Source organism: Cruoricaptor ignavus, assembly GCF_014961145.1.
Classification (GTDB): Bacteria; Bacteroidota; Bacteroidia; order Flavobacteriales; family Weeksellaceae; genus Cruoricaptor; species Cruoricaptor ignavus.
This window is the reverse complement of the sequence record NZ_CP063145.1, coordinates 1,686,627-1,710,408: the sequence shown is the minus strand read 5'-3', so window position 1 is coordinate 1,710,408 and position 23,782 is coordinate 1,686,627. Positions and strand designations below refer to the sequence as shown.

Genomic DNA, 23,782 nt, shown 5'->3' with positions numbered 1-23,782 from the left:
GATGCACGGCCCAAAAACACAAATGATGAAAAAAATTCTTCTCCGAACTTAGCAGCTCTTAAGAATAATGCGAATTTATAACTTCCACCCGACTTATGCAAGACATTCCAAAAAAATTATGCTGCTTTTTTGCCTCGCTGCATCCTACGGTAGTCCCAGGGTGGCACAGCGTGCGGATCTGCCCATAATCCACGCTTAGCGCGGCGCGCTTCCGCCTCCACCGTTTTCAAATATATATTCTTGGAATACCGCTCGTACCACCAGCCGTACCCCGCGCGGATGATCTCTTCGCTAAGGTATCTGCCTCCGTCGTAGATCCGCGCCACCGCTCTGCCGTAGCGGTCCGTGGTTTCTATGTAAAATACTACATTTTTACCAAAAACCTGGTCGGAGGTGAATTTCCTCGCCTGGGTGCCGTATGCCTGGCCTTTCTCTGGGCAGTCCACATCAGCGAGGCGCAGGGTCATCTGCTGGTTGCCTCCCAGCAAGGCCACTACGGTATCGCCGTCCTTCACCCCTACTATTTTTGCCTTAATCTGTGAAAAGATGCTGAGCGGAAAAAAAAAGATAGCCAGGAATGCAATTCTCATTTATTTCAACACCTCTGCCTGGAAACCTTTTTTCCGCACCATTACTATGATGTCTTCCTCCTCCAATTCCTCGCTGGCGTTAACGGATAAAATTTTATCAGGATTTTCAGTATCCACATTCCACTCGAGGATGCCCTCCTCGGCATCGAAAGCGGGCTGCACTTTCGCTACGCAATTGCCGCAGTTCAGGTTGGTTTTAAATTTCAGTTCTTTCATTTTTAAAGAATTTTAGTTAATCAAATGTATGGAAAATTTCACTTCCGGTACCTCAGGCGCAGGCTGTTCAGCACCACGCTCACGCTGCTGAAAGCCATCGCAGCGCCAGCCAGCATAGGATTCAGCAAAAATCCGTTGACAGGATACAGCGCCCCTGCAGCCACAGGTATGCCGATGATATTGTAAATAAACGCCCAAAACAGGTTCTGCCTTATGGTCTGCGACGTTTGTCCCGAAAGCCTTACCGCCAGCGGCAGCTTCCGCAGGTCGGAGGAGATGATGGTCATCTTCGCTACATCCTTGGCGATATCAGATCCCTTCCCCATAGCGATGCTCACATCCGCCACGGCCATTGCGGTGCTGTCGTTGATCCCGTCGCCCGCCATCGCCACTCTTTTTCCCTTCAGCTGCAGTTCTTTTATAAAATCGGCTTTGTCGTTGGGTAAGAGTTCTGCCCTAAAATTTTTGATGCCCGCCTGCGCGGCGATTTTTTCTGCAGCATTGCCGGAGTCCCCGGTGAGCATCCATACATCGATGCCCGCCTCCTGAATTTCGGCGACTGCGGCTGCCGAGCCTTCCTTTATTTTATCCTCGATGTTGACGACTGCGAGAACTTGAGAATCATCTGCGAAATAAATTTGCGTGGTACCCCTGCTGGCAAGAGCGTCGTAAGATTGAAACTCCCCCGCCTGAACATTATTTCTATTCATCAGCTTTTGGTTCCCTGCAAAGTATTTTTTCCCGTTATATTCCCCCGAAATGCCCTCGCCTGTATGACTTTCAAAACTTGCGAGGGGAAGGCTGCGGAACCCTGGAAAATGCGCTACAATGGCTTCCGCAAGCGGGTGCTCGGAATGCTTCTCCAGGGTGAAGAGCACCTGGCGGCTCACCTCGTCCGCATACTTCGCCCACCGGATGTCCGTAACCTGGGGATGCCCCTCGGTGATGGTTCCCGTCTTGTCCAGAACCACGGTGTCTATTTTCCCGATCATCTGCAGGCTTTCCGCATCTTTTATCAGGATGCCGTTTTCTGCCGCCTTCCCGATGCCAACCATCACCGCGGTAGGCGTGGCAAGACCAAGCGCGCAGGGGCAGGCAATGACGAGCACCGTGACAGCCGCAAGTATCCCACCCGCAAATCCATCGTCTCCGCCAAATATCATCCATATAAAAAAGGTTAAAGCAGCAATCCCCAGCACCGCCGGCACGAAAACCGAAGCAATTTTGTCGGTAAGTTTCTGGATCGGCGCCTTGCTGCCCTGCGCCTCTTGCACGGTTTCTATGATTTGTGCCAGAACGGTATCGCTGCCAACCTTTATTGCCTTAAAAACAAAGCTTCCTTTTTGGTTTAATGTGCCGGCAAACACCTCGGAATCCTGCAATTTTCGTACGGGAAGAGGCTCGCCAGTAAGCGCGCTCTCGTCCACGAAAGATTCTCCGGACTGCACCACACCATCCACAGGAATTTTCTCTCCGGGGCGAATTAAGACTGCCTCTCCTACTGAGATTTCTTCAATGGGCTTGATGATCTCCTCCCCGTCTGCAGTGATGATTGTCACAGTTTTAGGCTGCAGGCCGATGAGTTTTTTTATCGCCGCGGAGGTGTTTCCCTTCGCCTTCTCCTCCATTAATTTACCGAGCAGGACAAAGGTAACGATGACTGCCGCTGCCTCAAAATACACATGAGCCTCCATACCCCGCGACTCCCAAACCTGTGGGAAAAGCAGGTTGAAAAGGCTGAAGAAATAAGCGATACCGGTACTCAGTGCCACCAGGGTATCCATATTCGCGCTGCCGTGGCGCGCCTGCCTAAAGGCGTTGACAAAGAAACTGCGCCCCAGCCAAAAAACCACCGGCGCAGAGAGTATTGCCGAAACAACCGGCGTATACCTCCAGTCCATAAAGAACATCCCAAGCACCGCCACCGGCAGCGAAAGCGCGGCGGCAAGAAGGGTTTTGGTTTTCTGCTTACTGAAATTTTCTTCCTGAATTTCCCTGAGCTTTTCCTGCTCCTTGGCTTTATCCTCAATCAGCAGGTCGTAGCCGGCTTCCTGCACGCTTCGGCGGATTCCTTCCGGGCCGGTGAGGCTGGGCAGGTACTCTACCTTCAGGTTTCCTGTGGCGAAATTCACGGAGGCATCTAGGACGCCCTCGGTATACTTCGCCACATTTTCCGCGCTGGAGGCGCACGCCGCGCAAGTCATCCCAAGAACGGGGAAGCTTGCACGCTGGGAGGGTATTTGCACACCGGCTCCCTTCAGGGCTACAACCGCCGCAGCAATTGCCTCGCTGTCCTTTACTGTAAGCTGCAGCCAGTGAGAATCTTCATCAAAAACAGGATCCTCCACGCCCTTCAGGCTAATTAACTTCTCCCGCAGGTCTTGAGCTGCTGATTGGTTTATTTCCCCCCGGTAGGGGATATTGATGCTGAATTTTGCCATTGCAACACAAAATTAACCAAAAATCATCTAATGGGCTTTTCCGGGGTTTTTTAATTTAAAACTGTAACTTCGCCCAAATTTTATGATTTCTGAATAAATGCAACTTAAATCCTTTTTTTCTTTTTGGTTTACAATTCTTCTTTTCGCTTTAAATCAAGCGCAGATTAAGGACCCTGTGAAGTTTAAATATGCAGTGAATGCCCTTCAAAACGGCGAGTACGAAGCCGTGCTTACTGCCACGCTGGAGCCTGGCTGGCACATCTACTCTAAAGACCTGCCGCCAGATTCTGGCATACCTACCGAGATGAAGCTGGGCGGCGAGAATATAATTCCCATAGGCAATACCGTGGAAGTCGGGAAGAAATACGACGAATTCTCGGAAGCCTTCGGTGCGCAAATCGTGTACTATTCCAACACGGCTCAGTTCAAGCGGAAATTTAAGCTTAAGGACCCTGCGAAGCCTTCCGTGGCCATCGCCGAAATCACCTATCAAACCTGTAACGACCGCATATGCCTTGCGCCGAACACGCTCGAATTTCAGTCGAAAGTTAGCGGCGGAAGCAAGGTGGCGGACGAGGCTAAGCCTGAGCAGGAAGCAGGTTTAGAAGCACCAATCGCCTTGCCAAATACTGCTGACAGCGCGGCCGTAAACCCAACCTTAACTTCTGATCCAGTCTCAACAGTAAGCACGAAAGCTAGCATAAACCCTAAGGATTTACGCATTTCCACGCTGGATTTCCAGAATCCGCTTACAGATTGCGGCACGCCGAAGCGGGAGTTTTCCGAAAACTTCATTACCTATCTGTTGCTTGGCTTCCTTGGGGGCTTCATTGCGCTACTTACGCCGTGCGTGTTCCCTATGGTTCCGCTCACGGTTTCTTACTTTACAAAGGGGGCGAAGAATAAGGCGAAAGGCAGGAGGGACGCGCTTCTTTACGGCTTCTTCATCCTGCTGATCTTCGTGCTGCTCAGCGTACCTTTCCACATTATTGACGGTATTGCGGGTAATATCTTCAACCAAATCTCAACATCGGTATGGCTGAACATCGCGTTTTTCCTGATATTCCTGTTCTTCGCGGGCAGCTTCTTCGGGTATTACGACATTGCCCTGCCGAGCAGCATCGCCAATAAATCCAGCAAGGCAGAGGAAGCCGGCGGCATCATCGGCATATTTTTTATGGCGCTTACGCTGGTCATCGTCTCATTCTCGTGCACGGGGCCTATCCTGGGTTCCCTGCTGGGCAGCGCGGTTACGGGCTCGTCGGATGTGCCTATGCTGCTTACCTTTGCGCTGGCGGGCTTCGGTCTTTCGTGGGCACTGGTGTTCGGCTTGCTCGCGCTCTTCCCGAACGCCCTGGCAAGCCTGCCGAAGTCTGGCGGCTGGATGAACACGGTAAAGGTGGTACTGGGCTTCGTGGAGCTGGCCCTCGCCCTAAAGTTCCTTTCCAAGGCAGACCTGGTAAGCAAGACTTTCCTGCTATCGCGCGAGCTCTTCATCCTGCTTTGGATCCTCATCACCATTGCGCTGGTGCTGTACCTTTTCGGCATCATTCGCTTTCCGCACGATGACAAGAATGCTAAAATCTCACCGGCAAGGAAGGGACTCGGCGTGCTGGGCATCGGCTTTACCATATACCTCATCCAAGGCTTGTTCCCAGGTGAGCGGCCGAAGCTGCAGATGCTTTCCGGCATACTGCCACCCGTGAATGTGAGCTGGTTCCACAACGAGGAGGACGGCATACTGGGGATGCACCCACAGCACGACTATTTCGACGCCGTAGCGCTGGCGCAAAAGGAGCAGAAGCCCGTGCTGATAGACTTTACCGGCTATGGCTGCGAGAACTGCCGCAAGATGGAGGAATTCGTATGGAGCGAGCCAGATATACTGCCGATACTGCAGAACGAGGTGATACTGGCATCCCTATATGTGGACGACCGCGAGGAACTACCTCAGGAGCAGCAGACGAGCATAGACCTGGGCGGCGGCCAGATGAAGAAGGTACGCAGCGTGGGCGACCGCTGGAGTATGTTCCAGCAGGTGAATTTCAACAACAACTCCCAGCCGCACTATGTGCTGGTAACGCCGGACGGCCGCGTGATCAACTCGCCAGTCTCCGGCTATATGCCGAAGGAGGACTTCAAAAAATTCCTGGAGTGCGGCGTGAGATGGTGGAAAGAGAAGGGCACAGTGAGATAGATGGCGGGGGATGATGAGTGATGGATGATAAGTTTTTAGCGAAATGATACGCATCTTTGGCAGGGAATACCCTGTGAAAACTTTGGAAACGCCTGGGCTTGCTGGCTTGAGCATCAGCACGGAGGAACTGAACGATGCCCTGATGCTGAACGGAAACTACGCGTCCGAGGAAGCAAGGCTGATAGACGAACAGATATTTTACTATGTTCCGCAGGAAGTTTTTGCCAAGAGTGATGAAGAGATTATAGTGTTTATAAAAAGGAATATATGATTCGTTTCCAGTTTTTTCCACGCTCGCACGGCATCACGCCTGAGATACAAGCCGTTATCAACTGCTTTCTTTTGGCAGAAAACGCTATTGATTCTACCAAGTTTCAGCTGAACAGCAACGCCGTTCTATCCCACTTAAGACCGCATCTTGAACAGATAAACTTCACCGTGGAGGCGGGGAAATCCACTTTAGACAAGATACATATCCCCGTACTCTTTGGGCAGAATAACACCATTGACAAAAGTTTTAATGCCGATGCGGTAAGTGCAGATGGGAAAATCGTGCTGGAAGTAGAAGCAGGAAGAGCGGTGGATAATAACCAATTCCTAAAGGATATCTTCCAAGCCTGTATGATGTTTGAAGTGGAATACCTGATTATCGCGGTGAGAAATCAGTATCGTGGCGCTGATGACTTTATGAAAATCTACGCATTCCTTGAGACCTTATATATAAGTAATAGGCTAAAACTGCCGCTGAAAGGCATATTGTTGCTTGGATACTGATTAGAGTTTTTACAATATATATTGTGGTAGTTGACAAACTTCAATAAAAAGTTTACTTAAGCCAATGGCAAAATCTGCGAACTGGACACGGGAAGAAACTATAGTTGCCTTTTATGTTTATTGCAAAATCCCCTTCAAAAGCAGCAGCAAAACCCACCCCACCGTAATCAAATACGCTAATATTTTGGGCAGAACGCCATCGGCTTTAAATATGAAGATAGGGAATTTCGGAAGGTTAGACCCTGAACTTCGAAAGCAAGGCATTATAGGTTTGGACAATGGAAGCAGGATGGACGAGGAGGTTTGGAATGAATTTCAAGGCAATTGGGATGCGCTTACCTTTGAAAGCGAGCGGATAATTGCCGAACTTCAGCATCAACCTATCGAGAAAAACATTGGGATAGATTTGGAAAACCTGCCTTCTGGAGAGGTGAAGGAGCAGCTTGTCCGCACAAGGGTCAATCAGTCTTTCTTCAGAAGCGCCGTGCTCTCTTCTTACAATATTCGGTGCTGCATCACCGGCATCCACCACGCATCCTTCCTTCACGCCTGCCACATCGTGCCGTGGCATAAGGATAAAACTACGAGAACCAACCCGCAAAATGGCTTATGTTTAAGTGCGCTTCACCACAAAGCCTATGATGAAGGTTTTATAAGCGTAACGCCAGATTATGAAATTACAATATCGGACGCTATAAATAATTGTGGTGATTATGATACCGTACAGGCGTTTTTCCTGAAGTATAATAGGAGAAAAATCACACTTCCCGACCGCTTTTTACCAAAAAGGGACTATTTAGATTATCATTTCACACAAATCTTCAAAGGCTAATGCACGAGCTAATTATATTTTTCGGCAGGGAAGAAATCCGAAATTATGAGAACGGTGGGCAACTTTCCCCCGATGAACTTGAGACTAATGTGAAACGCTTTTCCTTCAACTCCGCAGAAGAAGCAGCGGCCTTCCTGAAGGGCATTGATGAAGCCGTAGGCTGGGATGCCTGGCTTCCACTTGATGAACTTCCGAAAAATCAAGAGCATTTCAGCGAATAATCCCCTAAAAAACCACCTCTTCCCTACTGCGTTTTCGGCAAGGAAAAATAGCCTTCGGAAACGCCCACCAGTAAAGGCTTTACAAAACTCTCGTGTCTTTTCATTAAAACTCTCGTGTGTTTTGTTGAAAACTCTCGTGTGTTTTTTTTGAAAGACCCGTGTGAATTATTTTATACCCCTTTTTTGATATAGAATTTTTCTTATATTTGAGAGGAATTCCAACCGTGCAATTCAATACGAACAACTTTAAAACCTTTTTATTATGCCAATCACATTTACTGTAGTAGAGCGGGCAAACCCGCAGAAACGCGACGACCCGCCAAAGTATTATGCCAACATCATCGGCGATGGGAAAACTACGCTGGACGACCTGGCACGCTACGCTTCCAGCATATCCACCGTGAGCAAGGCCGATGTGCTCGCCGTGCTGGAGAGCACCTTCGAGAAGATTGCCGAGGATGTAGCTGATGGGAAGATCGTTTATGTAGGCGATTATTTCACGCTTCAGGCGGGTGGCAGCAGCACCGGCAAGGACAAGGCAGAGCAGGTAACCGAGGCGGATATCAAGAGCCTACGCACCATCTTCCGCCCTGGCAAGCAAATCAAGAACGCTCTAAAGACGGCAAGGATACAAAAGAAAAAGGGCAAGTAGGCGAAACCGCCGCATAAGAATTTGCGAGGATTGATAATTGATAACCGAAACCTGCGCAACAGCCTTACCACTGCGATGCAGGCTTTTTATTAAGCGCCTTAATCCTTTAATCTTAAACTATTAATTTTATGGGCGCTTCGACAGGTTTAGCGTTACAAATTTCCTTATGGCTTATGGCGTTTTGCCTATGGCTTTTTAAGGAATGCTATCCCAAACTTGTCGAAGGGCCTTAAATATTACCCTTAAACTTTTAAACTTATACTTATGCTCCACTATGAAATTTCTGGCAATGCGGATAAGACTTTGGTGCTGCTGCACGGCCTGATGGAGAACAGCCACATTTGGGACGGGATGCAAAGCCGCTTGGAAAAGGATTTCAGGCTCGTGAAAATAGACCTGCCAGGCCACGGAAAATCAGAACTGACGGGCGAGATTTCTACCGTGGAAATGATGGCAACCAAGGTAAAGCAGGTAACGGACGAGCTGAACCTCACGGATTTCTACCTGCTGGGGCACAGTATGGGCGGCTACACCGCCTTAGCCTTCGCTGAAAAATGGCCGGAAGTTTTGGCAGGATTCTCCTTGTTTTTCTCAACATATCTGCCAGATAGCGAGGAGAAAAAGGAGACGCGCAGGAAAAGCTTCCGCATCATAGAGCAGGAATACGAGCGTTATGTGGCGGCAGGTGTGCCGATGAATTTTCACCCGCACGAAGCGGAGGAGATGGAAGGCGTGGTGGAGATTGCGAAGGAAATGGCGTTGCAAACGAACAACCTGGGCGCACTGGCAGCGGTAAAGGGCATTATGGAACGCCCAGACCGCCAGAGTGTTTTGCAGGAATTTCAGGGGAAAATTTTGGTAATGCTGGGCAGGCACGATTCCGCCATTGACTCCCTTGCCACGCTGAAAGGCTTACCGGATAAGGCGAACATCAAGGCGTACCTCCTCGATTGCGCGCACAATGGGCATTGGGAACGCCCGGAAATCTGCGCGGAAATCATCTGCCGCGAACTGAAATAAAGAAAGGACTGCCGTAAAACAGCAGTCCTTCGTCTTGCAGATTACCGAGGGTTTAGTCCTTCACCACCTTGTGAGTAGTTTCGCCCTTATCGGTCTTCACCTTCACGATGTAAACGCCTTTCGCCAAATCGGCTACATTCACGGACTTAGCATCGGTAGTCTTTACGAGCTTACCTTCCGCAGAGTAGATGCTCACAGCCAGTACCTTATCCGCAGTGCCGATGTTCATCACATCTTTCACAGGGTTTGGATAGATGGTAGTTTTCACATCCTTCGCTTCTGTAAGACCAAGTGTGCTCACTACTTTCACGGTGTAGTCCTCTGCCTGACCGAAATTTACATTATTGCCATTTCCTGAGAAGCAAGGATTTGCAAATGGTCCGGCGCCGTCGTTTTTCTTAATTCTCATCCTTGTTTCGCCAAGCTTGGCATCGGCAGGCACTTTTATTACGCCTTTGGCGGTTTTGCCGTCCTCACCGGTGGAATTCGCAAGCGTGACTTTGTCTGTCGATGTTGCGAAATAAGTTTCGGTGGTATTGTTGAATTTACCATCCTGATCCCAGTCAATAAACACTATAAAGCGGGAAGTATACGGACCGGCGGTGTTCCCTGCGAATACGATTTCCTGCTCTGATCCTTGAGAGACGGTTGCGATTTTATCCAGGAAAAACTCGTGGGAAGGCTGACCTATTGTGGAACTTGATGAAGTATTAGTCATACCTCCGAAGGTAACTGAAGAAATCGGGTCCACATACTGCGTAAAGACGATTGGGCCGCAATATGGTAAAGCCGGATTTTTAGCAGTAGTAAAATTGTAGATTTCAGAAACGGATTCGCCGACAACATTCTTCGCTACAACCTTCCAGTAATAAGTGGTATTATCTTTCAGCTTATCAACATTAGCGAAGAACTTACCGTTGCTTATCTTAGTGGTAGGATTAGGTTTATCATCGCAATATACTTCATAAGTATCGCTATGGTGAGCATTGGCAACTTGCCAGGTGAGCCTTGCATTATTGTAGGTAGCTAAGGTGGAGCCATTGGCAGGAGTTTTCAGCGTAACGGCAGCTGGTGCCTGGGTAGGCGCCGTACCAACGGAAATATCATCAAAAAGCAGGCGGAATTTATCCGCAGAGGTGGCGTGGAAAGCGATGTACACCTCCTGCCCTACGAAGGCGCTCAGGTCGATGGTCACATTCGTCCAAACACTTGGTGCCGGTTCGGTAGCTTTTAGCACGGTCGTAAAATCAGCAGCCGTGGCACCTGTTGTGGAAAGCTTCACGGCATAGTCTTCTACATACTTTGGGTCTTGGTTTTTCACGAAATAGCTCAGCCTGTCCGTCGCGCCGGCAGTTACCGTAAATTTCGGCGTCACCAGATAGTCATCGTGCGCTGTAGCGTGATACTGAATGAACGCAGCGTTTGGCAGGGAGTAAGTGGATTCCGATGCTGCAGGGCCAAAAACGAAACCGTTGGGATCACCCTGGTTGATTACAGACCAGCCTGCAGGAAGCTTGGTTCCAGCATCGAAACCTTCCGTGAATTGTGCGTGTGCAATTAGTGGCAATGCAACAAGCGCAGCAAGTAATTGTTTTTTTATTTGATAAAGATTTAATGATTGTGCATCAAATTTAAAAACAAATTTTTGAATCAACCAAATTTTTTTTAATAATTTTTAAAACCTGCTTATGGATCAGCATTTGGCACAGTATATCCAGATTTATAATAAAAAAGGAAAGCCCTTATGCTTTCCCTAAAATTTTTAAACCATTGTTTAAAACTCTTCATCCAAGATTATTTCCTTGAAATCTTCAATAGTTTCGTAGATGTCCTTATAATATTTACCGCCCGCCGCATTGATGTGCCCGCCGCCATTGAAATGCTTTCGCGCCAGCTGGTTCACATCCACCAAATCTTTCGAGCGGAAGGATATCTTGATGAAATTTTCATACAAATCCTCCATAAAAAACGCCGAAAGCTTCACACCGGAAATACTCAGCCCGTAATTCACAAAGCCTTCCGTATCGCCCTTCTCGAAGCCGTAGCGCTCCAGCTCATCCCTTTTCAGCCAGAGTATCGCCACCTTTCCATCCTTCACGATTTCAATTCTGCCCAAAATCAGCGAAAGCAAATGCAGCCGCGAAACCGTGTTGGTATCCCAGGTATTGCCGGAAATCATTGCAGGATCTGCACCGTTATCGATGAGGTTGGCCACGATTCTGTGCGTGGCAGCACTAGTAGAACGGAAGCGGAAACCGCCGGTATCCGTCATAATCCCGGTGTACAGGCATTGCGCGATTTCCAGGTTCACCAGCCGCTCTTCTTCCATCGCTTCGATGAAGTGGTAAACCATCTGAGATGTGGCGGGAATCGTGACATCGGAATATACGAAGTCGAAATTTTCCGGCTGCTGATGATGGTCGATAAGGATTTTTTTGGCGCGCGATTTTTCAATCCAAGGTGCCACAAGCTGGCCTGCACGGATGGGCGCATTGAAATCTAGAATGAAAAGAACATCGGCCTCCGCAATCAGTTCTGCCGCCTTTTTTCGCTTATAATCTGCGATGGTAATCTTCTTCGCTTCCGGCATCCATTTCAGGAATTTCGGGAAATCGTTCGGCACCACCACTTCTGGCGAAAGGCCTTTAGCCTTCAGGTAATGCTTCAGCCCGAGCGAACTCCCTATGGCATCGCCATCCGGATTGTAGTGCGTGATGATGACGATTTTATTTTCCGGCACCAAAAGCTGATTGATATCTAAAATTTCTGCAGCTGTAAACATTGGGCAAAGATAAAGGAAAAGTTAAAAGCGTTTGGCGATCAGAATTGGTAATAAAAACTCTGCTAAAATCTTAGCAGAGTTTCAAGAATGCGAGTCAATAGCGCAGTTTTATCGCCAGAAGCTCCAAACGGTGCCGTTAAACACCGCTACTTGGTTGGCCTTTGTGTCGTAAGCGATGGTGCCTGGCTCTGGATTGATGATGTTCAGGTGCGGACTTTCCATTTTTGGTAGAATCATTACTTTGTCCGTATCTGAAAGCACCAGGATGCCGGAGGCTTCTTCCGCATCCTCATTGGAGCCAATTACCACCCTTGCAGATTTATTATCTGTTTTCCCGTTTTGAATGCTTAAATCTACCTTTCCCGTAGTATCAGCAATAGCCACATCCCGATACTTTACATTCTGAACATTTTTGCTGAGGTCCAACCACTGCGCTTTATCCGCACAATCGCCCTCTTTGCAGTAGCGTATGATGTTGTCCGATGCATCGTAAATCAGCGTACCGGGTACCACCTGTTGGCCTGCTTCTGTATCAGCCAGTGCAGACACAGAATTTGCATACGGCAGAATGAGTCCCTTGGCACCGTTTCCAAATTCCAGCGAGGCAGACGGGTGAGAAATCTCATCCTTGCCAAAGGCTACCTGCGCTGAAGACCATCCGAATATTCCAAGTGTTAATATTACAATCGCTTTTTTCATTTTAAGAAATTTCGTTAGAATTTTTAATTAATTCGGGCAGGTTTGCTTCGTTAGGCACTTCCATCCAGTGCCGTCGTAGATTTTCATGCACTTCTCATCGGTATCGTACGCCATCATTCCGGCTTGCGGATTCGCAATCGCGTTAATTTGCGCTGTACTAAGCCTATTCAATACAAATCCTTTTTTATTGGCTTCCAGGGCAACCCATCCGCTCTGGCGCACCATAGGCCAGTTATCACCACTCAGTGTGCCCGCCCTTTCTAAAGCTGTGATGCCTGCCAGCGTTGGCCGCTTAGTGCCATCGGTTTTCGGCTCTTTGTAGCACAGCTTATTAAGGTGGATAGTTACTACCGTGCTGTCGCTACCGCCGCCGCACACTGCATTTACAGTATATCGGAACTGGTAAGTGCCATTGCCAGCCCAGGTAATATCGAAATAATTTCCTTCCTGCATATAGCTTTTTATGGAGCCGACTTCCTCCCAGGTACCGAAGCTGTCGTAGCTTCCCTCCAGGTAATCGAAAAGATTTAGGAGTGACTGCTGGCTACCGTCATAGTTTATCTCAACTGTTTTGCCGGTGCCTGCCTTAGGGTTGGTAGCGGCATCCGGGCTAAAGATTACTACTTCAGAGCCCTCCACGCAGGCTGTGGCATCATCTGAACTTATTTCAACTTTATAGGTTCCTGCGTCTTCTGGTTTAAAGTCTACTATATCAATAAATGATTCGGTGGAAATAATCTGAGGATTCTCTATAAGGTTGCCCTGGGCATCTTTATACTTATACCATTTGAATTGAAGGAAATCCAGCGCGCTGATCTGCAGATGGAAGTTGGATTTACCATCCTCACAGCTGCCGCTTACCTCTATTTCTGGCTGGTTGAGCTGGGTAATTTCTTTCTTTTCTGTAATAAAGTTGCCACAGCTGTCCTTTATCCTTATGAAATAGGTGCCGCCCGGAAGGCCGGTGAAGTGTGGCGTATCTTGATACTCAGTAAGTAGCGTGGCATCACTATTCTGGCCGGATACCAGCGCATACTGCAGCCCTGTGCCTTCCGCTGCTATGGCTAAGGTATGCTTCCCATCCTCGCAAGGAAATGCATAGGCATTAATGAACTTTAGGTTTCCTTCACCTATGGTAAATTCTTTTAATGGTGTCGGTGGGCAGTACTTGTCGTAGTACACGCCATTTATTAGGGTATAATATAGTCGCATATCGATAGCTCTGTATTTACCGGGCTCTCGGAAGACATAGTCACTGTTTATATTTTTAGATTTTCCTTCTTTAAATCCATTACCGTCATCCCAACCCCAGCCCATTTCAGGTGAATATTTTTGGATTTCTGCATTACTGCGGAATATTACTGCGTCACAATAATCTTCTATGGTTGGGGGATCAGGGATAGTAAGCGGTTGGTTTGTGACTTCGATAGTACGCTGATATGTAAAGCCGTCGCCGCATTCAGGGGTTACTTCTATGCTGAAGCTTTCAGTTTTACCCATCTCTAAATCTACCGGCAATTGCATAATGCGCCGTCCGGACCCGCGGGACACGCCGAAGTATTCTTCTGGCACTGTATACGGCAAAGCGCCATATTTTTCCACGAAGGACTCTGGGGCAGCGGTGATTTTTACAGTCCCGATTTGATAAGCGCTTCCTTCCCGACCGGATACAACAAGCGCCTCTGCCCGCGCATTACACAAAGATGTAAAGTTAGTTTCTACAATAAAATCTTTAACAACATCATATTGCGTAATGGTTATACTCTGGGTTGTCCGCACACCGCACTGATCCTCTATTATGAATTCGTAGTCGCCTACAGGTACTCCATCAGCTTTTCCATAAGTATGAGAATTTAAAAACTTACCGTGGTCGTCATTTAGCTCCTGTGGGTTAAATCCTGACGGAGCCTTAGTAAATTTTACCACTCTGAAAGCCTTAGTAAAATTTAAAGGTGACCCAATTGAAAGATAAGGATTACCACAACTGCCGGTTTCAAATTGAGAAATTCTATACACATTATTAGGCTTCCCTATTGTTTTAGTTACTGTCTTCCCGCAGTTATCTTTTATTGTAAGGCTATAGCCCTCGTTTGCCACCCAGTATGGCACTATGAGCTCTCCGTCTTCATTTAATCCAAATGTTTCCGTTTGGCCTGTTTTTGGATTTTTAGCTGTAATAGTTACAGTATAAGGATATGGTATGATACCCCTAAAATAATTATTTATAACGACCTTTTCGCAGTCTATCACTACATGCCGAGGAGTAGAAACACCCCAACTGGACCTCCCTTTGCTTACTGCGGCTACACCTGTGCGTGAGGCACCGCACCCATCTACCACTAATATTTCGTATGTACCAACAGAAAGCCCGGCAAATTCACCCGTGGTGTTGGTTTCTGCCCAGCTTGTTTCCCCTTCTTTTCTATAGCTGTACTTTAGCTCTCCTGTTCCTGTGGCATATACATAAATAACTCCGTTATCGCAGTATGCAGGCTGCGCATATATACTGGTAATATCCAGCGGAATATATTTATTATCCAGGTGCACCACATTACTGGTAGCCTGCTTGGTATATTGCCCGGAAGTCTGCGTAGCCACCACGCGGAAGTCTCCTGCCAGTAGGTTGCTCGTTTGCAGTTCATCTGTGGACAGAACTTTTTTGCCCTGGGAATCTATCACTGTATAGATCATAACACCGGTAGTATTCCCGGAAACTTCCCAGGAAATGCTTCCGGCGTTCGGGCACTCTACATCCCTTACCTTGGTAGCGGTTACTGTAAAATCTTCAAGCTGGGCATAAAGCAGCGCAGTAGCCAGGAAGAATAAAAGGTTGAGAATTTTCTTCATTTGAAAAATTTAGTGTGCAAATATACGATAAACGATTGAATACAAATAAAAAAGTTCTCTGCTATAAAATTTAAAGACTAAAATTCTTTTGCACATTTTAAAAAAAAGTTTTATCTTTGCGGTCTGAAAATTTAGGGCAGTATTACGCTAAAAGATATTTGAAATGAAAAGGACATTCCAGCCATCCAATAGAAAGAGGAGAAACAAGCACGGTTTCCGCGAAAGAATGAGCACGCCGAACGGCAGAAGGGTGCTTGCCGCAAGGCGCGCAAAAGGTCGCAAAAGGCTTTCGGTAAGCGTATGCCGCGCCAAAAGGTAACTGGGCACAGCAATTAAAATCCCGTGCTTGAAAAAGAAATTTTTCAGGCATTTTTTGTTGTTAAAATTTTCACAAAAAATTTCCGAAGTTGGAAGTTTTGGTTATTTTTGATTCTCATTTCTAAAAAATGCCACACACCCACATTGAAGGTGAGAACATCATCCGCCTGCAGAATGCCAAAATCGCGCAGAAAAATTTTACCGTGCTGAACGATGTGAACATCAGCGTGAAGAAGGGGCGCTTCTGCTACCTCATCGGGAAAACGGGCTCAGGAAAAAGCTCCCTGCTGAAAACACTCTACGGCCAGATTCCGCTTACAGCAGGGCAAGGCCAGGTGGTGGGCTTCGATCTGGAGAAACTCCGCACTTCCGATGTCCCGAATTTGCGCCGGCATCTCGGCATCGTGTTCCAGGATTTCCAGCTTCTGCCGGACAGAAATGTTGAGCGCAACCTGCGCTTCGTGCTGGAGGCCACAGGCTGGAAGGACAAGCGCAAAATAGATGAGCGGATTTCCGAAGTTTTGGCAAGTGTTGGGATGAAGAGCAAGCGCCACAAAATGCCGCACGAACTTTCCGGCGGAGAACAGCAGAGGGTGGCCATTGCAAGGGCGCTGCTGAACCATCCGAAGTTAATTCTGGCCGATGAGCCTACCGGAAATCTCGACCCGGAAACTTCCAACGAGATTATGACGGTGCTGAAACAGGTGGCAGCCGAAAACCACGCTGCGGTGGTGATGGCAACGCACGATTACCATATGATCCAGAATTTCCCGGGAGAAGCGATTCGCTGTGAAGACGGCAAGGTAACCGTGCTGCAAACTTCCGAGCTATTCGAGTAAGTTCAGCGGAAAAGATGCAAATCTTTCGTGAGTTCCAGATATTCGTCCGAGTAGGTTCTCGGGCGTTTTTCTATGGTGAAATCCCGTTCAGAAAATTCCTTTTTGGCAGGGGAAAATTCCAGAATGTTGCGCCGCAAACTTCCGCCTTCAATTCCGAAAATATTAATCTTTCGGATGAGGTGCAGCCCGCAATTTTTAGCAAAATCAATGAAATGCTGAGAATCAGCGGAAGGAATAATTACAGAAAAAACGCCTTCTTCCCTTAGCAAATCCGCAGACTTCTGAATTAAATCCTCAAAACTCAGCGCAACTTTCTGCCGTGCAATTTTGTCTTTTGCAGAATTATTCTCGTCGAAAAACGGTGGATTCGAAATAATCAGGTCAAATTTTTCTTCAGGATTGAAAAAATTAAAATCAGCCTGCTGAACGGAAAGCCTGTCGCTAAAAACCGAGTTGCGGAAATTTTCTTCGGCGAGATCTGCCGCTTTTTCATCAATATCGATTGCCAGAATTTTAAGCTGCGGATTTCTTTGCGCCAAAATCAAACTGATAATTCCAGTACCGGTGCCAATTTCCAGCGCAGATTTTTTCCCTGGCACATCAGCCATTGCGCCGAGGAGCATCGCATCAGTTCCCACACGGAAAACTTCCACCGATTGCCTTACGGAAAACTGCTGCAGCCGGAAAACTTCCATCACAGGTTGCTCGGCAGGGTGATGATGAATTTCGTGCCCTTCCCCAGCTCCGTTTCCACTCGGATTTCCCCGCCTCCATCCTGCACCATACGCTTTACCATCGTAAGCCCAAGCCCCATACCGGAAGATTTTGAGGTAAAATTCGGCTCAAAAATCCGGCCGATTTTATCTTCCGGGATGCCCGTGCCGTTGTCCTCCACCGTGAGGGTAATTCGTTTCTGTATCTGCTCGAGATCCACATTTATTATCGGCTCCACGCCCTCCCTTGCGGCCTGGCGGGCGTTGGTCACGAGATTGGTCACGATCCTGTTCAGGTAGATTTTATCCATCTTTATCATGATATTCTCCCGGTTGGCGTGCATAAAGACATTCTCATCATTAAAAACATCGAGTACCTTCTGTACCTCTGCATTCAGGTTGAAAACCTCATCGTTGCGCTCCGGGAGCTGCGCAAATTGGGAGAACGCGGTGGCTACGGTGGCGATGAGGTCTATCTGATCGATCACCATTGTGCTCATTTTTTTGACCTTCTCTCGGATTTTCGGATCTTCCGGGTCAAATTTCCGCTCGAAATTCTGGACGGTCAGCCGCATCGGCGTCAGCGGGTTTTTCACCTCGTGCGCCACCTGCTTCGCCATTTCCTTCCAGGCGCCCTCGCGCTCTATGTGCGCCAGCCTGTCCTTCTGATCCTGTATCTCCAGAATCATTTTGTTGTATGCTTTTACAAGAATATTCAGCTCATCATTTTTATAATATTTTATGGGCTGCAGGTCGTTGGACATCAGGTTAATGCCCTCCACTTTTTCCGTAAATATCGTCAGTTTGTTGGTAAGGCGGCGGGAGATGCGGTAGCTGGCCAGCAGCGCGAGAGATATGATGACCGCATTCACGAGGATGATGTACTTCAACCCCTGATTCATCACCTCGCGGTACAGGCCTGCGTTATGATAATATGGGAAATAGACGATCGCGACGGGCTCCAGCACATTGTTTTTCAGGATAATATAGGAGGAGTAGAATTCCTGGCCGGTCTGCGGATCCCGCTCCTTGTGGGTAATTCTTTCCTTCATCAAAACCTCGTCGGTAATGCCCTCCGGGAGTTTCTTGGCCGATGATTTATCACCTTCCCTGTTGGAAACCAAGAAGTTACCTTTCAGGTCGTACAGCAGCACATCGTGCTTGCTGATATCGGCGATTTCGTAAATTTTATTTTGAAGCACCACCGGCAGATCTTCAGTTTCGAGTTTTTTCTCGCTTACGGCGTAGTCCAGCGAGGCCATCATCGCATCCGCCTTCCGGCGCATATCTGCCGCGCTCTGCTCCTCCAGATTTTTCTTCAGTATGATGTAAGACACCGCCGAGGTAAGCAGCAGGGCGAGGAAGGTGATGCTCATCATCGCTGCAAAAATCCTGTTGCGCAGGCTGAAACCGCTGTAATTACCTGCCGGCATATCCCGCTGAGAATTTTGCTAAATATTTCCCGATGATGTCAAACTCAAGATTCACGCGGCTGCCCGCGCGGAGATATTTCAGGTTGGTAAACTCCCAGGTATAGGGGATGATAGCCACGGAAAACTTACGCCCGCCGCTTTGCGCCACCGTCAGGCTGATCCCGTTTACCGCGATACTACCCTGGGGCACCGTGATGAAATCAGCATCGTAATTTATTGTTATGAAATGGCTTCCGCCGCGGTCCTCAATGCTTTCGATAACGCCCACCGCATCCACATGCCCCTGCACGAGGTGGCCATCCAGCCTATCGCCCAGCTTCACGCAGCGTTCCGCATTCACCATGGTTCCGGGCTTCCATCCGGAGATGGCTGTTTTTCGCAGGGTCTCGTCTATCGCAGTTACCTTGTACATATCTCCCTCCACCGCCTCTACAGTAAGGCAGCAGCCATCGTGCGCCACGCTCTGGTCGGTTTTTAATTCTTTGGCAAAGGGCACCTGCAGGGTAAAGGTGATGTTCGAGCCGCCGTGCTCCAGATGCATTACGGTGGCGGTACTTTCTATAATTCCTGTAAACATTTCAAAACGGCTAACCGAAGCGGCAGAAATATTATAAAATTAAATAATAAATTTGCCGCAGAATCAGAATTCAAAGATAAATAAATGACCAAAAACCGCAAAATACGGGTGGGCATCTCTGTGGGGGATTTTAATGGCATCGGTCCGGAAATCATCATTAAATCATTAAAGGACAAAGCCATCACGGAGCTTTTTACCCCCGTGATTTTCGGCTCCGGCAAGCTGTTCACTTATCAGAAAAATATTTTTAAAATACAGCAGACCTACAACTACATCACGGAGGCATCCCGCGCGCAGGAAGGGCAGCTGAATATGGTAAACCTCTGGAAAGACAGCGTGAGCGTGAGCCTTGGCGCGCCTACGGAAGAATCAACCAGAATGGCGATCGACTCCCTGGAAGCCGCTACAAATGCCCTGATGGCAGGCGAAGTGGATATCCTGGTGACGGCGCCCATCAACAAAGATGAAATGCTGAAACTTGGCTTCCGCCACGCCGGGCATACCACCTACCTGGAGGAGAAATCTGGGAAAAACAGCCTGATGTTCCTCGTGACCGACAATCTGAAGGTAGCAGTTTCCACGCACCATATCCCCATCTCGCAGGTGGCGCAGAGCATTACAAAGGAGCGGCTCCGCAAGCAGATTAAGATTCTGCACCAATCGCTGAGAGAGGATTTTAGCATCGAAAAGCCAAAAATTGCGGTACTGGGGCTGAACCCGCATGCCGGCGACGGGGGCTCCATAGGCAGGGAGGAGATAGAAATCATCTCCCCGGTGATTGAGGAAATGCGCGGGCAGGGCGTGCTGGCATTTGGCCCCTACCCTGCCGACAGTTTCTTCCAGCCGTCGAAATACAGCCGGTTTGATGCGGTACTCGCGATGTACCACGACCAGGGGCTCGCGCCATTCAAAACTCTGAACTATGCAGATGGGGTGAATTTTACCGCAGGATTGCCCTTCGTACGCACCTCGCCGGATCACGGTGTGGCCTACGACATTGCCGGGCAAAATTTGGCGGATGAGCGCAGTTTTTCGGAAGCGATTTTCGCCGGAATTAAAATTTTTAAAAACCGCACGGAGTATGCGGAACTTACCTCCGGGCAGCTCCGAACCAGGAAATCTGCTGCAGAAAATGATGTGGATGAGGACCTGCCGGCGGAAGAGGCTTAATTTTTTAGCTGTAACATTTTGCAGTTTAGCAAATTATTAATACTTTTGCACACTCAATTATGGACAGGTTAAGAAACTATGATGTAGAGTTCTCCGGCCTGAAAACTGGGAAGCACTCATTCCGATTTGAGATAAGCGAGGCGTTCTTTGAACTTTTTGATACCGAAAGAGAATTTACCAACCCGAGACTGACCGCGGATGTATTGCTGGACAAGCATTCCACTTTTCTGGAATTTACAGTACGCACATACGGGGTTATTAAGCTGATATGCGACATTACTGCTGACCCGTTTGATTACGATATCGACAGCAGCATAAAAGTCCTTGTAAAATTTGGCGAGGAATATGATGACAGTAATGAGGAGGTGATCACCATCCCTGCAGGGAACCACGCTTTTAATGTGGCACAGCTCATTTACGAAGAGGTAATGCTTTCGGTACCGATGAAGAAAATCAGCCCGCAGGCTACGGAGGAAGATTTCAAGCTTGTTGAGCGGTACAGCGTAAGCGAAGTTCCGGTGGAGGAGAACTATGATGAAACGACTATAGATCCTCGCTGGGCTGCATTGAAAAATCTGAAAAATAAAAATTAAGTATTTAATGATGAGATGATGGCATCTCATCGCTCATCAATTAAAAATAAAAAGAAAATGGCACATCCTAAGAGACGACAGTCATCCACAAGAAGAGATAAGCGCAGAACGCACTACAAGGCGGAGCGCCCTACTCTGGCGAAAGACGCTACCACCGGCGAACTACACCTGTTCCACAGAGCACACTGGCACGAAGGGAAACTCTACTACCGCGGCAAAGTGGTAATGGAGAAATCCAGCGAGCAGACGGAGGAAATCTAAAATACTGAAATCATTTCATACAAATCACTCGTTTTCTGAGAAAGATGAGTGATTTTTTGCGTAAATTAGCTACATTTGCCCATAATTTTCCGAAAAGATGGACATCAGAGAAATACAGAATTTAATTAAATTTGTTTCCAAGGCGGAGGTTTCCGAGGTAAAGTATAAAACGAAGGACTTCGAAATTACAATTAAAACTCCGCTCTACACTCCTGAGAACACGGGTTTTGCACAGCCGATTCCGCACAGCTTCCCACCGCCTGTTCATTCCACTGTGGTAGCTCCGCCTCCTGCGGCGGCTACACCGGCGCATCCGGAAGTGCCATCTCAGCCGGAAACCTCCGCTGAGGATGAGAGCAAATTTATCACCATAAAATCGCCGATGATCGGGACATTTTACCGGAAACCATCCCCGGACAAAGATGTGTTCGTAGGGGTTGGCGACGCCGTAGCTCCCGGCACCGTGGTCTGCGTAATAGAAGCTATGAAGCTCTTTAACCAAATTGAATCCGAGGTAAGCGGGAAAATCGTAAAAATCCTAGTGGACGACGCTACTCCTGTGGAGTACGACCAGCCTCTATTCCTCGTAGATCCTTCATAAATTTTAGGTGAAAACCGTCTGTAAACCAGAAGGTTGATCATCATTGTCATCTAAAATTTAAAATTACCGAAATGTTCAAAAAAATACTGATAGCTAACCGCGGCGAAATTGCGATGCGCATCCTGCGAACCTGTAAGGAGATGGGCATCAAAACGGTAGCGGTATATTCTACAGCCGATAAGGACAGCCTGCATGTGCGCTTTGCGGACGAAGCCGTGTGCATCGGGCCTGCTATGAGCAAGGATTCTTATCTTAAAATTCCAAACATCATTGCCGCGGCAGAAATTACGAATGCTGATGCTATTCATCCGGGCTATGGCTTCCTGTCTGAAAATTCAACATTTTCAAAAGTTTGCCAAAAAAATGGTATAAAATTCATTGGAGCTACCCCGGAACAAATCGACAGAATGGGCGATAAAGCCAATGCCAAGGCTACGATGAAGGAAGCAGGCGTGCCGTGCGTACCGGGCTCTGACGGCCTGATTGACAGCTATAATGATGCGGTGAGAATTGCCGAAGAAATAGGATATCCCGTGATGATTAAGGCTACTGCAGGGGGCGGCGGCAAGGGTATGCGCAGGGTATGGAATGAAGAGGAACTTAAGGAGAACTGGGATTCTGCAGTGATGGAGGCAGAGGCAGCCTTCGGCAACGGGGGCATGTATATGGAAAAACTGATCGAAGAGCCGAGGCATATTGAAATACAAGTCGCTGGTGATCAGTATGGCAAAGCCTGCCATCTTTCGGAAAGAGACTGCTCTGTTCAGCGCAGGAATCAAAAACTTACGGAGGAAACCCCTTCGCCATTTATGACGGATGAACTTCGCGAGAAAATGGGCGAGGCTGCCGTGAAAGCTGCAGAATACATCGGCTATGAAGGCGTAGGCACGATAGAGTTTTTGGTGGATAAACATCGGAATTTCTACTTTATGGAGATGAATACGCGGATCCAGGTGGAGCATCCAATTACCGAGCAGGTGGTAGATTACGACCTCATCCGGGAGCAAATAATGCTCGCCGCGGGAGCTAAGATTTCCGGCAAAAATTATTACCCGAAGCTTCACTCCATAGAGTGCCGGATCAATGCGGAAGATCCTTACAACGATTTCCGGCCAAGCCCGGGAAGGATCACCGGACTGAATATTCCTGGTGGGCACGGGGTAAGGGTGGATACCCATGTTTACGCGGGCTACACCATTCCACCGAATTACGATTCGATGATTGCGAAGCTCATCACCACCGCCCAAACAAGGGAAGAGGCGATTGCAAAAATGCGCCGGGCTTTGGAGGAGTTTTACATTGAAGGTGTGAAAACCACAATTCCGTTCCACAGGCAGCTGATGGATGATGAGCGGTATCTTGAGGGCAACTATACCACGGCCTTTATGGATGATTTTGAAATGGATAAAGAATACGATTATTAAAAAGTGCTGCTTCCCTCGGGAAGCAGTTTTTGTTTGAAAGAAATTTGAGTAAATTTGTAAAAAACAAAGCGATGGAAGATATTATCATCAGCCCGGAAAGCAAGAAGCAGTCGGCACTTTTGAAATCATTGTTCAAAGAAATGAATGTGGATTTCAGGGTGAAGCGCAAAAAAGACGAAACGAAAATGACGAAGGAGGAATTTTTAGCGAAAATCGAGAAGTCGCGCAAACAAGCGGAAGAAGGGAAATCCATTAGGCTGACACCAGAATTGAAGCAGGAGCTTTTTAAAAGTATCCTATGAAATATTCTGTTGAAATTTCGCAGGAAGCCAAAGATGATATTCTAAGGCTAGAAAAATCTGGCGACAAAGGCAGCTTGAGAAAGCTTTACAAACTTCTGGAAGAATTAGAACAACACCCAAAATCTGGCACTGGCAAACCTGAACAGCTAAAGCATTTTCGAAACCAACCTGGTCAAGAAGAATATCACAAAAGCATAGATTGATTTACGAAATTCAGGAGGATAAGGTAGTGGTTTTGGTGCTTTCAGCCTACGGACATTATGACAACAATTAACTTTCA

General features: G+C 47.8%; 27 protein-coding genes. 17 read left to right on the top strand and 10 right to left on the bottom strand.

The window, feature by feature from the left end:
- Window positions 1-116: 116 nt before the first annotated feature.
- Genes IMZ16_RS08240 through IMZ16_RS08230 form a run of 3 tightly spaced genes read right to left on the bottom strand, consistent with a single transcriptional unit; the run spans window position 117 to window position 3,247 of the window.
- Window positions 117-590 (bottom strand): thermonuclease family protein, encoded by a 474-nt coding sequence (locus IMZ16_RS08240; RefSeq protein WP_193439650.1) that lies wholly within the window; start codon window positions 588-590, stop codon window positions 117-119.
- Window positions 591-806 carry a heavy-metal-associated domain-containing protein gene (locus IMZ16_RS08235; protein WP_193439649.1) on the bottom strand — a complete coding sequence of 72 codons (216 nt, stop codon included), beginning with the start codon at window positions 804-806 and terminating at the stop codon, window positions 591-593.
- Between the two features lie 38 nt (window positions 807-844).
- Complete coding sequence (locus IMZ16_RS08230) at window positions 845-3,247, bottom strand: heavy metal translocating P-type ATPase (RefSeq protein ID WP_193439648.1); 2,403 nt, start codon at window positions 3,245-3,247, stop codon at window positions 845-847.
- Between the two features lie 97 nt (window positions 3,248-3,344).
- On the opposite strand from IMZ16_RS08230, the gene IMZ16_RS08225 reads away from it, so the two are divergent.
- The 7 genes from IMZ16_RS08225 (at window position 3,345) to IMZ16_RS08195 (ending at window position 8,943) form a co-directional block, all read left to right on the top strand.
- Window positions 3,345-5,444 carry a protein-disulfide reductase DsbD family protein gene (locus IMZ16_RS08225; protein ID WP_193439647.1) on the top strand — a complete coding sequence of 700 codons (2,100 nt, stop codon included), beginning with the start codon at window positions 3,345-3,347 and terminating at the stop codon, window positions 5,442-5,444.
- 43 nt (window positions 5,445-5,487) lie between these two features.
- Window positions 5,488-5,715, top strand: a complete 228-nt coding sequence (locus tag IMZ16_RS08220; RefSeq protein ID WP_193439646.1) for a hypothetical protein — start codon at window positions 5,488-5,490, stop codon at window positions 5,713-5,715.
- Window positions 5,712-6,218 (top strand): hypothetical protein, encoded by a 507-nt coding sequence (locus IMZ16_RS08215; protein ID WP_193439645.1) that lies wholly within the window; start codon window positions 5,712-5,714, stop codon window positions 6,216-6,218. The genes IMZ16_RS08220 and IMZ16_RS08215 overlap by 4 nt, the downstream gene beginning before the upstream one ends.
- Before the next feature lie 64 nt (window positions 6,219-6,282).
- Entirely contained in the window at window positions 6,283-7,050 is a 768-nt protein-coding gene (locus IMZ16_RS08210; protein ID WP_193439644.1) for an HNH endonuclease, read from the top strand.
- On the top strand, window positions 7,050-7,271 hold the full coding sequence (locus tag IMZ16_RS08205; RefSeq protein ID WP_193439643.1) for a hypothetical protein: 222 nt from the start codon (window positions 7,050-7,052) through the stop codon (window positions 7,269-7,271). The genes IMZ16_RS08210 and IMZ16_RS08205 overlap by 1 nt, the downstream gene beginning before the upstream one ends.
- Window positions 7,272-7,533: 262 nt before the next feature.
- Window positions 7,534-7,923, top strand: coding sequence for an HU family DNA-binding protein (locus IMZ16_RS08200; RefSeq protein WP_193439642.1), 390 nt, complete (start codon window positions 7,534-7,536; stop codon window positions 7,921-7,923).
- Between the two features lie 264 nt (window positions 7,924-8,187).
- On the top strand, window positions 8,188-8,943 hold the full coding sequence (locus IMZ16_RS08195) for an alpha/beta fold hydrolase (RefSeq protein WP_193439641.1): 756 nt from the start codon (window positions 8,188-8,190) through the stop codon (window positions 8,941-8,943).
- Between the two features lie 52 nt (window positions 8,944-8,995).
- Here the strand turns inward: IMZ16_RS08195 and IMZ16_RS08190 are convergent, their stop codons facing one another.
- The 4 genes from IMZ16_RS08190 to IMZ16_RS08175 all read right to left on the bottom strand — a co-directional run bounded on the left by IMZ16_RS08190 (window position 8,996) and on the right by IMZ16_RS08175 (window position 15,271).
- Window positions 8,996-10,510, bottom strand: coding sequence for a T9SS-dependent choice-of-anchor J family protein (locus tag IMZ16_RS08190; RefSeq protein ID WP_193439640.1), 1,515 nt, complete (start codon window positions 10,508-10,510; stop codon window positions 8,996-8,998).
- A 207-nt stretch (window positions 10,511-10,717) separates the two neighbouring features.
- Window positions 10,718-11,725 (bottom strand): DHH family phosphoesterase, encoded by a 1,008-nt coding sequence (locus IMZ16_RS08185; protein ID WP_193439639.1) that lies wholly within the window; start codon window positions 11,723-11,725, stop codon window positions 10,718-10,720.
- 108 nt (window positions 11,726-11,833) lie between these two features.
- Entirely contained in the window at window positions 11,834-12,424 is a 591-nt protein-coding gene (locus IMZ16_RS08180) for a hypothetical protein (protein WP_193439638.1), read from the bottom strand.
- Window positions 12,425-12,451: 27 nt separating this feature from the next.
- Window positions 12,452-15,271, bottom strand: coding sequence for a hypothetical protein (locus IMZ16_RS08175; protein WP_193439637.1), 2,820 nt, complete (start codon window positions 15,269-15,271; stop codon window positions 12,452-12,454).
- A gap of 163 nt (window positions 15,272-15,434) precedes the next feature.
- Between IMZ16_RS08175 and rpmH the strand changes: the two genes are divergently transcribed.
- On the top strand, window positions 15,435-15,590 hold the full coding sequence (rpmH, locus tag IMZ16_RS08170) for a 50S ribosomal protein L34 (RefSeq protein ID WP_073178756.1): 156 nt from the start codon (window positions 15,435-15,437) through the stop codon (window positions 15,588-15,590).
- Window positions 15,591-15,717: 127 nt separating this feature from the next.
- On the top strand, window positions 15,718-16,428 hold the full coding sequence (locus IMZ16_RS08165; RefSeq protein WP_193439636.1) for a cell division ATP-binding protein FtsE: 711 nt from the start codon (window positions 15,718-15,720) through the stop codon (window positions 16,426-16,428).
- Between the two features lie 2 nt (window positions 16,429-16,430).
- Here the strand turns inward: IMZ16_RS08165 and IMZ16_RS08160 are convergent, their stop codons facing one another.
- Genes IMZ16_RS08160 through IMZ16_RS08150 form a run of 3 tightly spaced genes read right to left on the bottom strand, consistent with a single transcriptional unit; the run spans window position 16,431 to window position 19,151 of the window.
- Window positions 16,431-17,123, bottom strand: coding sequence for a tRNA1(Val) (adenine(37)-N6)-methyltransferase (locus IMZ16_RS08160; protein WP_193439635.1), 693 nt, complete (start codon window positions 17,121-17,123; stop codon window positions 16,431-16,433).
- Window positions 17,123-18,574, bottom strand: a complete 1,452-nt coding sequence (locus IMZ16_RS08155; RefSeq protein WP_073178752.1) for a sensor histidine kinase — start codon at window positions 18,572-18,574, stop codon at window positions 17,123-17,125. Before IMZ16_RS08155 ends, IMZ16_RS08160 begins: the two co-directional genes overlap by 1 nt.
- Window positions 18,561-19,151 (bottom strand): riboflavin synthase, encoded by a 591-nt coding sequence (locus IMZ16_RS08150; protein ID WP_193439634.1) that lies wholly within the window; start codon window positions 19,149-19,151, stop codon window positions 18,561-18,563. The genes IMZ16_RS08155 and IMZ16_RS08150 overlap by 14 nt, the downstream gene beginning before the upstream one ends.
- 84 nt (window positions 19,152-19,235) lie before the next feature.
- On the opposite strand from IMZ16_RS08150, the gene pdxA reads away from it, so the two are divergent.
- The 8 genes from pdxA to IMZ16_RS10445 all read left to right on the top strand — a co-directional run bounded on the left by pdxA (window position 19,236) and on the right by IMZ16_RS10445 (window position 23,776).
- The gene (pdxA, locus tag IMZ16_RS08145) at window positions 19,236-20,321 is read left to right on the top strand and encodes a 4-hydroxythreonine-4-phosphate dehydrogenase PdxA (protein WP_193439633.1); all 1,086 of its coding nucleotides are present in this window, start codon (window positions 19,236-19,238) and stop codon (window positions 20,319-20,321) included.
- Window positions 20,322-20,380: 59 nt separating this feature from the next.
- Window positions 20,381-20,914, top strand: a complete 534-nt coding sequence (locus IMZ16_RS08140; RefSeq protein ID WP_193439632.1) for a YceD family protein — start codon at window positions 20,381-20,383, stop codon at window positions 20,912-20,914.
- A gap of 57 nt (window positions 20,915-20,971) precedes the next feature.
- Window positions 20,972-21,175: a 50S ribosomal protein L32 gene (rpmF, locus tag IMZ16_RS08135; protein WP_073178744.1), complete on the top strand. Its 204-nt coding sequence runs from the start codon at window positions 20,972-20,974 to the stop codon at window positions 21,173-21,175.
- A gap of 97 nt (window positions 21,176-21,272) precedes the next feature.
- Complete coding sequence (gene accB, locus IMZ16_RS08130; RefSeq protein WP_193439631.1) at window positions 21,273-21,776, top strand: acetyl-CoA carboxylase biotin carboxyl carrier protein; 504 nt, start codon at window positions 21,273-21,275, stop codon at window positions 21,774-21,776.
- 71 nt (window positions 21,777-21,847) lie between these two features.
- On the top strand, window positions 21,848-23,200 hold the full coding sequence (gene accC, locus IMZ16_RS08125; protein ID WP_193439630.1) for an acetyl-CoA carboxylase biotin carboxylase subunit: 1,353 nt from the start codon (window positions 21,848-21,850) through the stop codon (window positions 23,198-23,200).
- A 71-nt stretch (window positions 23,201-23,271) separates the two neighbouring features.
- Entirely contained in the window at window positions 23,272-23,502 is a 231-nt protein-coding gene (locus tag IMZ16_RS08120; protein ID WP_193439629.1) for a DUF2683 family protein, read from the top strand.
- Window positions 23,499-23,705, top strand: a complete 207-nt coding sequence (locus tag IMZ16_RS08115) for a type II toxin-antitoxin system RelE/ParE family toxin (RefSeq protein WP_262891495.1) — start codon at window positions 23,499-23,501, stop codon at window positions 23,703-23,705. Before IMZ16_RS08120 ends, IMZ16_RS08115 begins: the two co-directional genes overlap by 4 nt.
- Window positions 23,702-23,776 carry a hypothetical protein gene (locus IMZ16_RS10445; RefSeq protein ID WP_262891540.1) on the top strand — a complete coding sequence of 25 codons (75 nt, stop codon included), beginning with the start codon at window positions 23,702-23,704 and terminating at the stop codon, window positions 23,774-23,776. The genes IMZ16_RS08115 and IMZ16_RS10445 overlap by 4 nt, the downstream gene beginning before the upstream one ends.
- Window positions 23,777-23,782 lie beyond the last annotated feature (6 nt).

Coding starts and splice junctions, on each gene's coding strand:
- IMZ16_RS08240 (WP_193439650.1), bottom strand. CDS start 590: ATGAGAATTGCATTCCTGGCTATCTTTTTTTTTCCGCTCAGCATCTTT.
- IMZ16_RS08235 (WP_193439649.1), bottom strand. CDS start 806: ATGAAAGAACTGAAATTTAAAACCAACCTGAACTGCGGCAATTGCGTA.
- IMZ16_RS08230 (WP_193439648.1), bottom strand. CDS start 3,247: ATGGCAAAATTCAGCATCAATATCCCCTACCGGGGGGAAATAAACCAA.
- IMZ16_RS08225 (WP_193439647.1), top strand. CDS start 3,345: ATGCAACTTAAATCCTTTTTTTCTTTTTGGTTTACAATTCTTCTTTTC.
- IMZ16_RS08220 (WP_193439646.1), top strand. CDS start 5,488: ATGATACGCATCTTTGGCAGGGAATACCCTGTGAAAACTTTGGAAACG.
- IMZ16_RS08215 (WP_193439645.1), top strand. CDS start 5,712: ATGATTCGTTTCCAGTTTTTTCCACGCTCGCACGGCATCACGCCTGAG.
- IMZ16_RS08210 (WP_193439644.1), top strand. CDS start 6,283: ATGGCAAAATCTGCGAACTGGACACGGGAAGAAACTATAGTTGCCTTT.
- IMZ16_RS08205 (WP_193439643.1), top strand. CDS start 7,050: ATGCACGAGCTAATTATATTTTTCGGCAGGGAAGAAATCCGAAATTAT.
- IMZ16_RS08200 (WP_193439642.1), top strand. CDS start 7,534: ATGCCAATCACATTTACTGTAGTAGAGCGGGCAAACCCGCAGAAACGC.
- IMZ16_RS08195 (WP_193439641.1), top strand. CDS start 8,188: ATGCTCCACTATGAAATTTCTGGCAATGCGGATAAGACTTTGGTGCTG.
- IMZ16_RS08185 (WP_193439639.1), bottom strand. CDS start 11,725: ATGTTTACAGCTGCAGAAATTTTAGATATCAATCAGCTTTTGGTGCCG.
- IMZ16_RS08180 (WP_193439638.1), bottom strand. CDS start 12,424: ATGAAAAAAGCGATTGTAATATTAACACTTGGAATATTCGGATGGTCT.
- IMZ16_RS08175 (WP_193439637.1), bottom strand. CDS start 15,271: ATGAAGAAAATTCTCAACCTTTTATTCTTCCTGGCTACTGCGCTGCTT.
- rpmH (WP_073178756.1), top strand. CDS start 15,435: ATGAAAAGGACATTCCAGCCATCCAATAGAAAGAGGAGAAACAAGCAC.
- IMZ16_RS08165 (WP_193439636.1), top strand. CDS start 15,718: ATGCCACACACCCACATTGAAGGTGAGAACATCATCCGCCTGCAGAAT.
- IMZ16_RS08160 (WP_193439635.1), bottom strand. CDS start 17,123: ATGGAAGTTTTCCGGCTGCAGCAGTTTTCCGTAAGGCAATCGGTGGAA.
- IMZ16_RS08155 (WP_073178752.1), bottom strand. CDS start 18,574: ATGCCGGCAGGTAATTACAGCGGTTTCAGCCTGCGCAACAGGATTTTT.
- IMZ16_RS08150 (WP_193439634.1), bottom strand. CDS start 19,151: ATGTTTACAGGAATTATAGAAAGTACCGCCACCGTAATGCATCTGGAG.
- pdxA (WP_193439633.1), top strand. CDS start 19,236: ATGACCAAAAACCGCAAAATACGGGTGGGCATCTCTGTGGGGGATTTT.
- IMZ16_RS08140 (WP_193439632.1), top strand. CDS start 20,381: ATGGACAGGTTAAGAAACTATGATGTAGAGTTCTCCGGCCTGAAAACT.
- rpmF (WP_073178744.1), top strand. CDS start 20,972: ATGGCACATCCTAAGAGACGACAGTCATCCACAAGAAGAGATAAGCGC.
- accB (WP_193439631.1), top strand. CDS start 21,273: ATGGACATCAGAGAAATACAGAATTTAATTAAATTTGTTTCCAAGGCG.
- accC (WP_193439630.1), top strand. CDS start 21,848: ATGTTCAAAAAAATACTGATAGCTAACCGCGGCGAAATTGCGATGCGC.
- IMZ16_RS08120 (WP_193439629.1), top strand. CDS start 23,272: ATGGAAGATATTATCATCAGCCCGGAAAGCAAGAAGCAGTCGGCACTT.
- IMZ16_RS08115 (WP_262891495.1), top strand. CDS start 23,499: ATGAAATATTCTGTTGAAATTTCGCAGGAAGCCAAAGATGATATTCTA.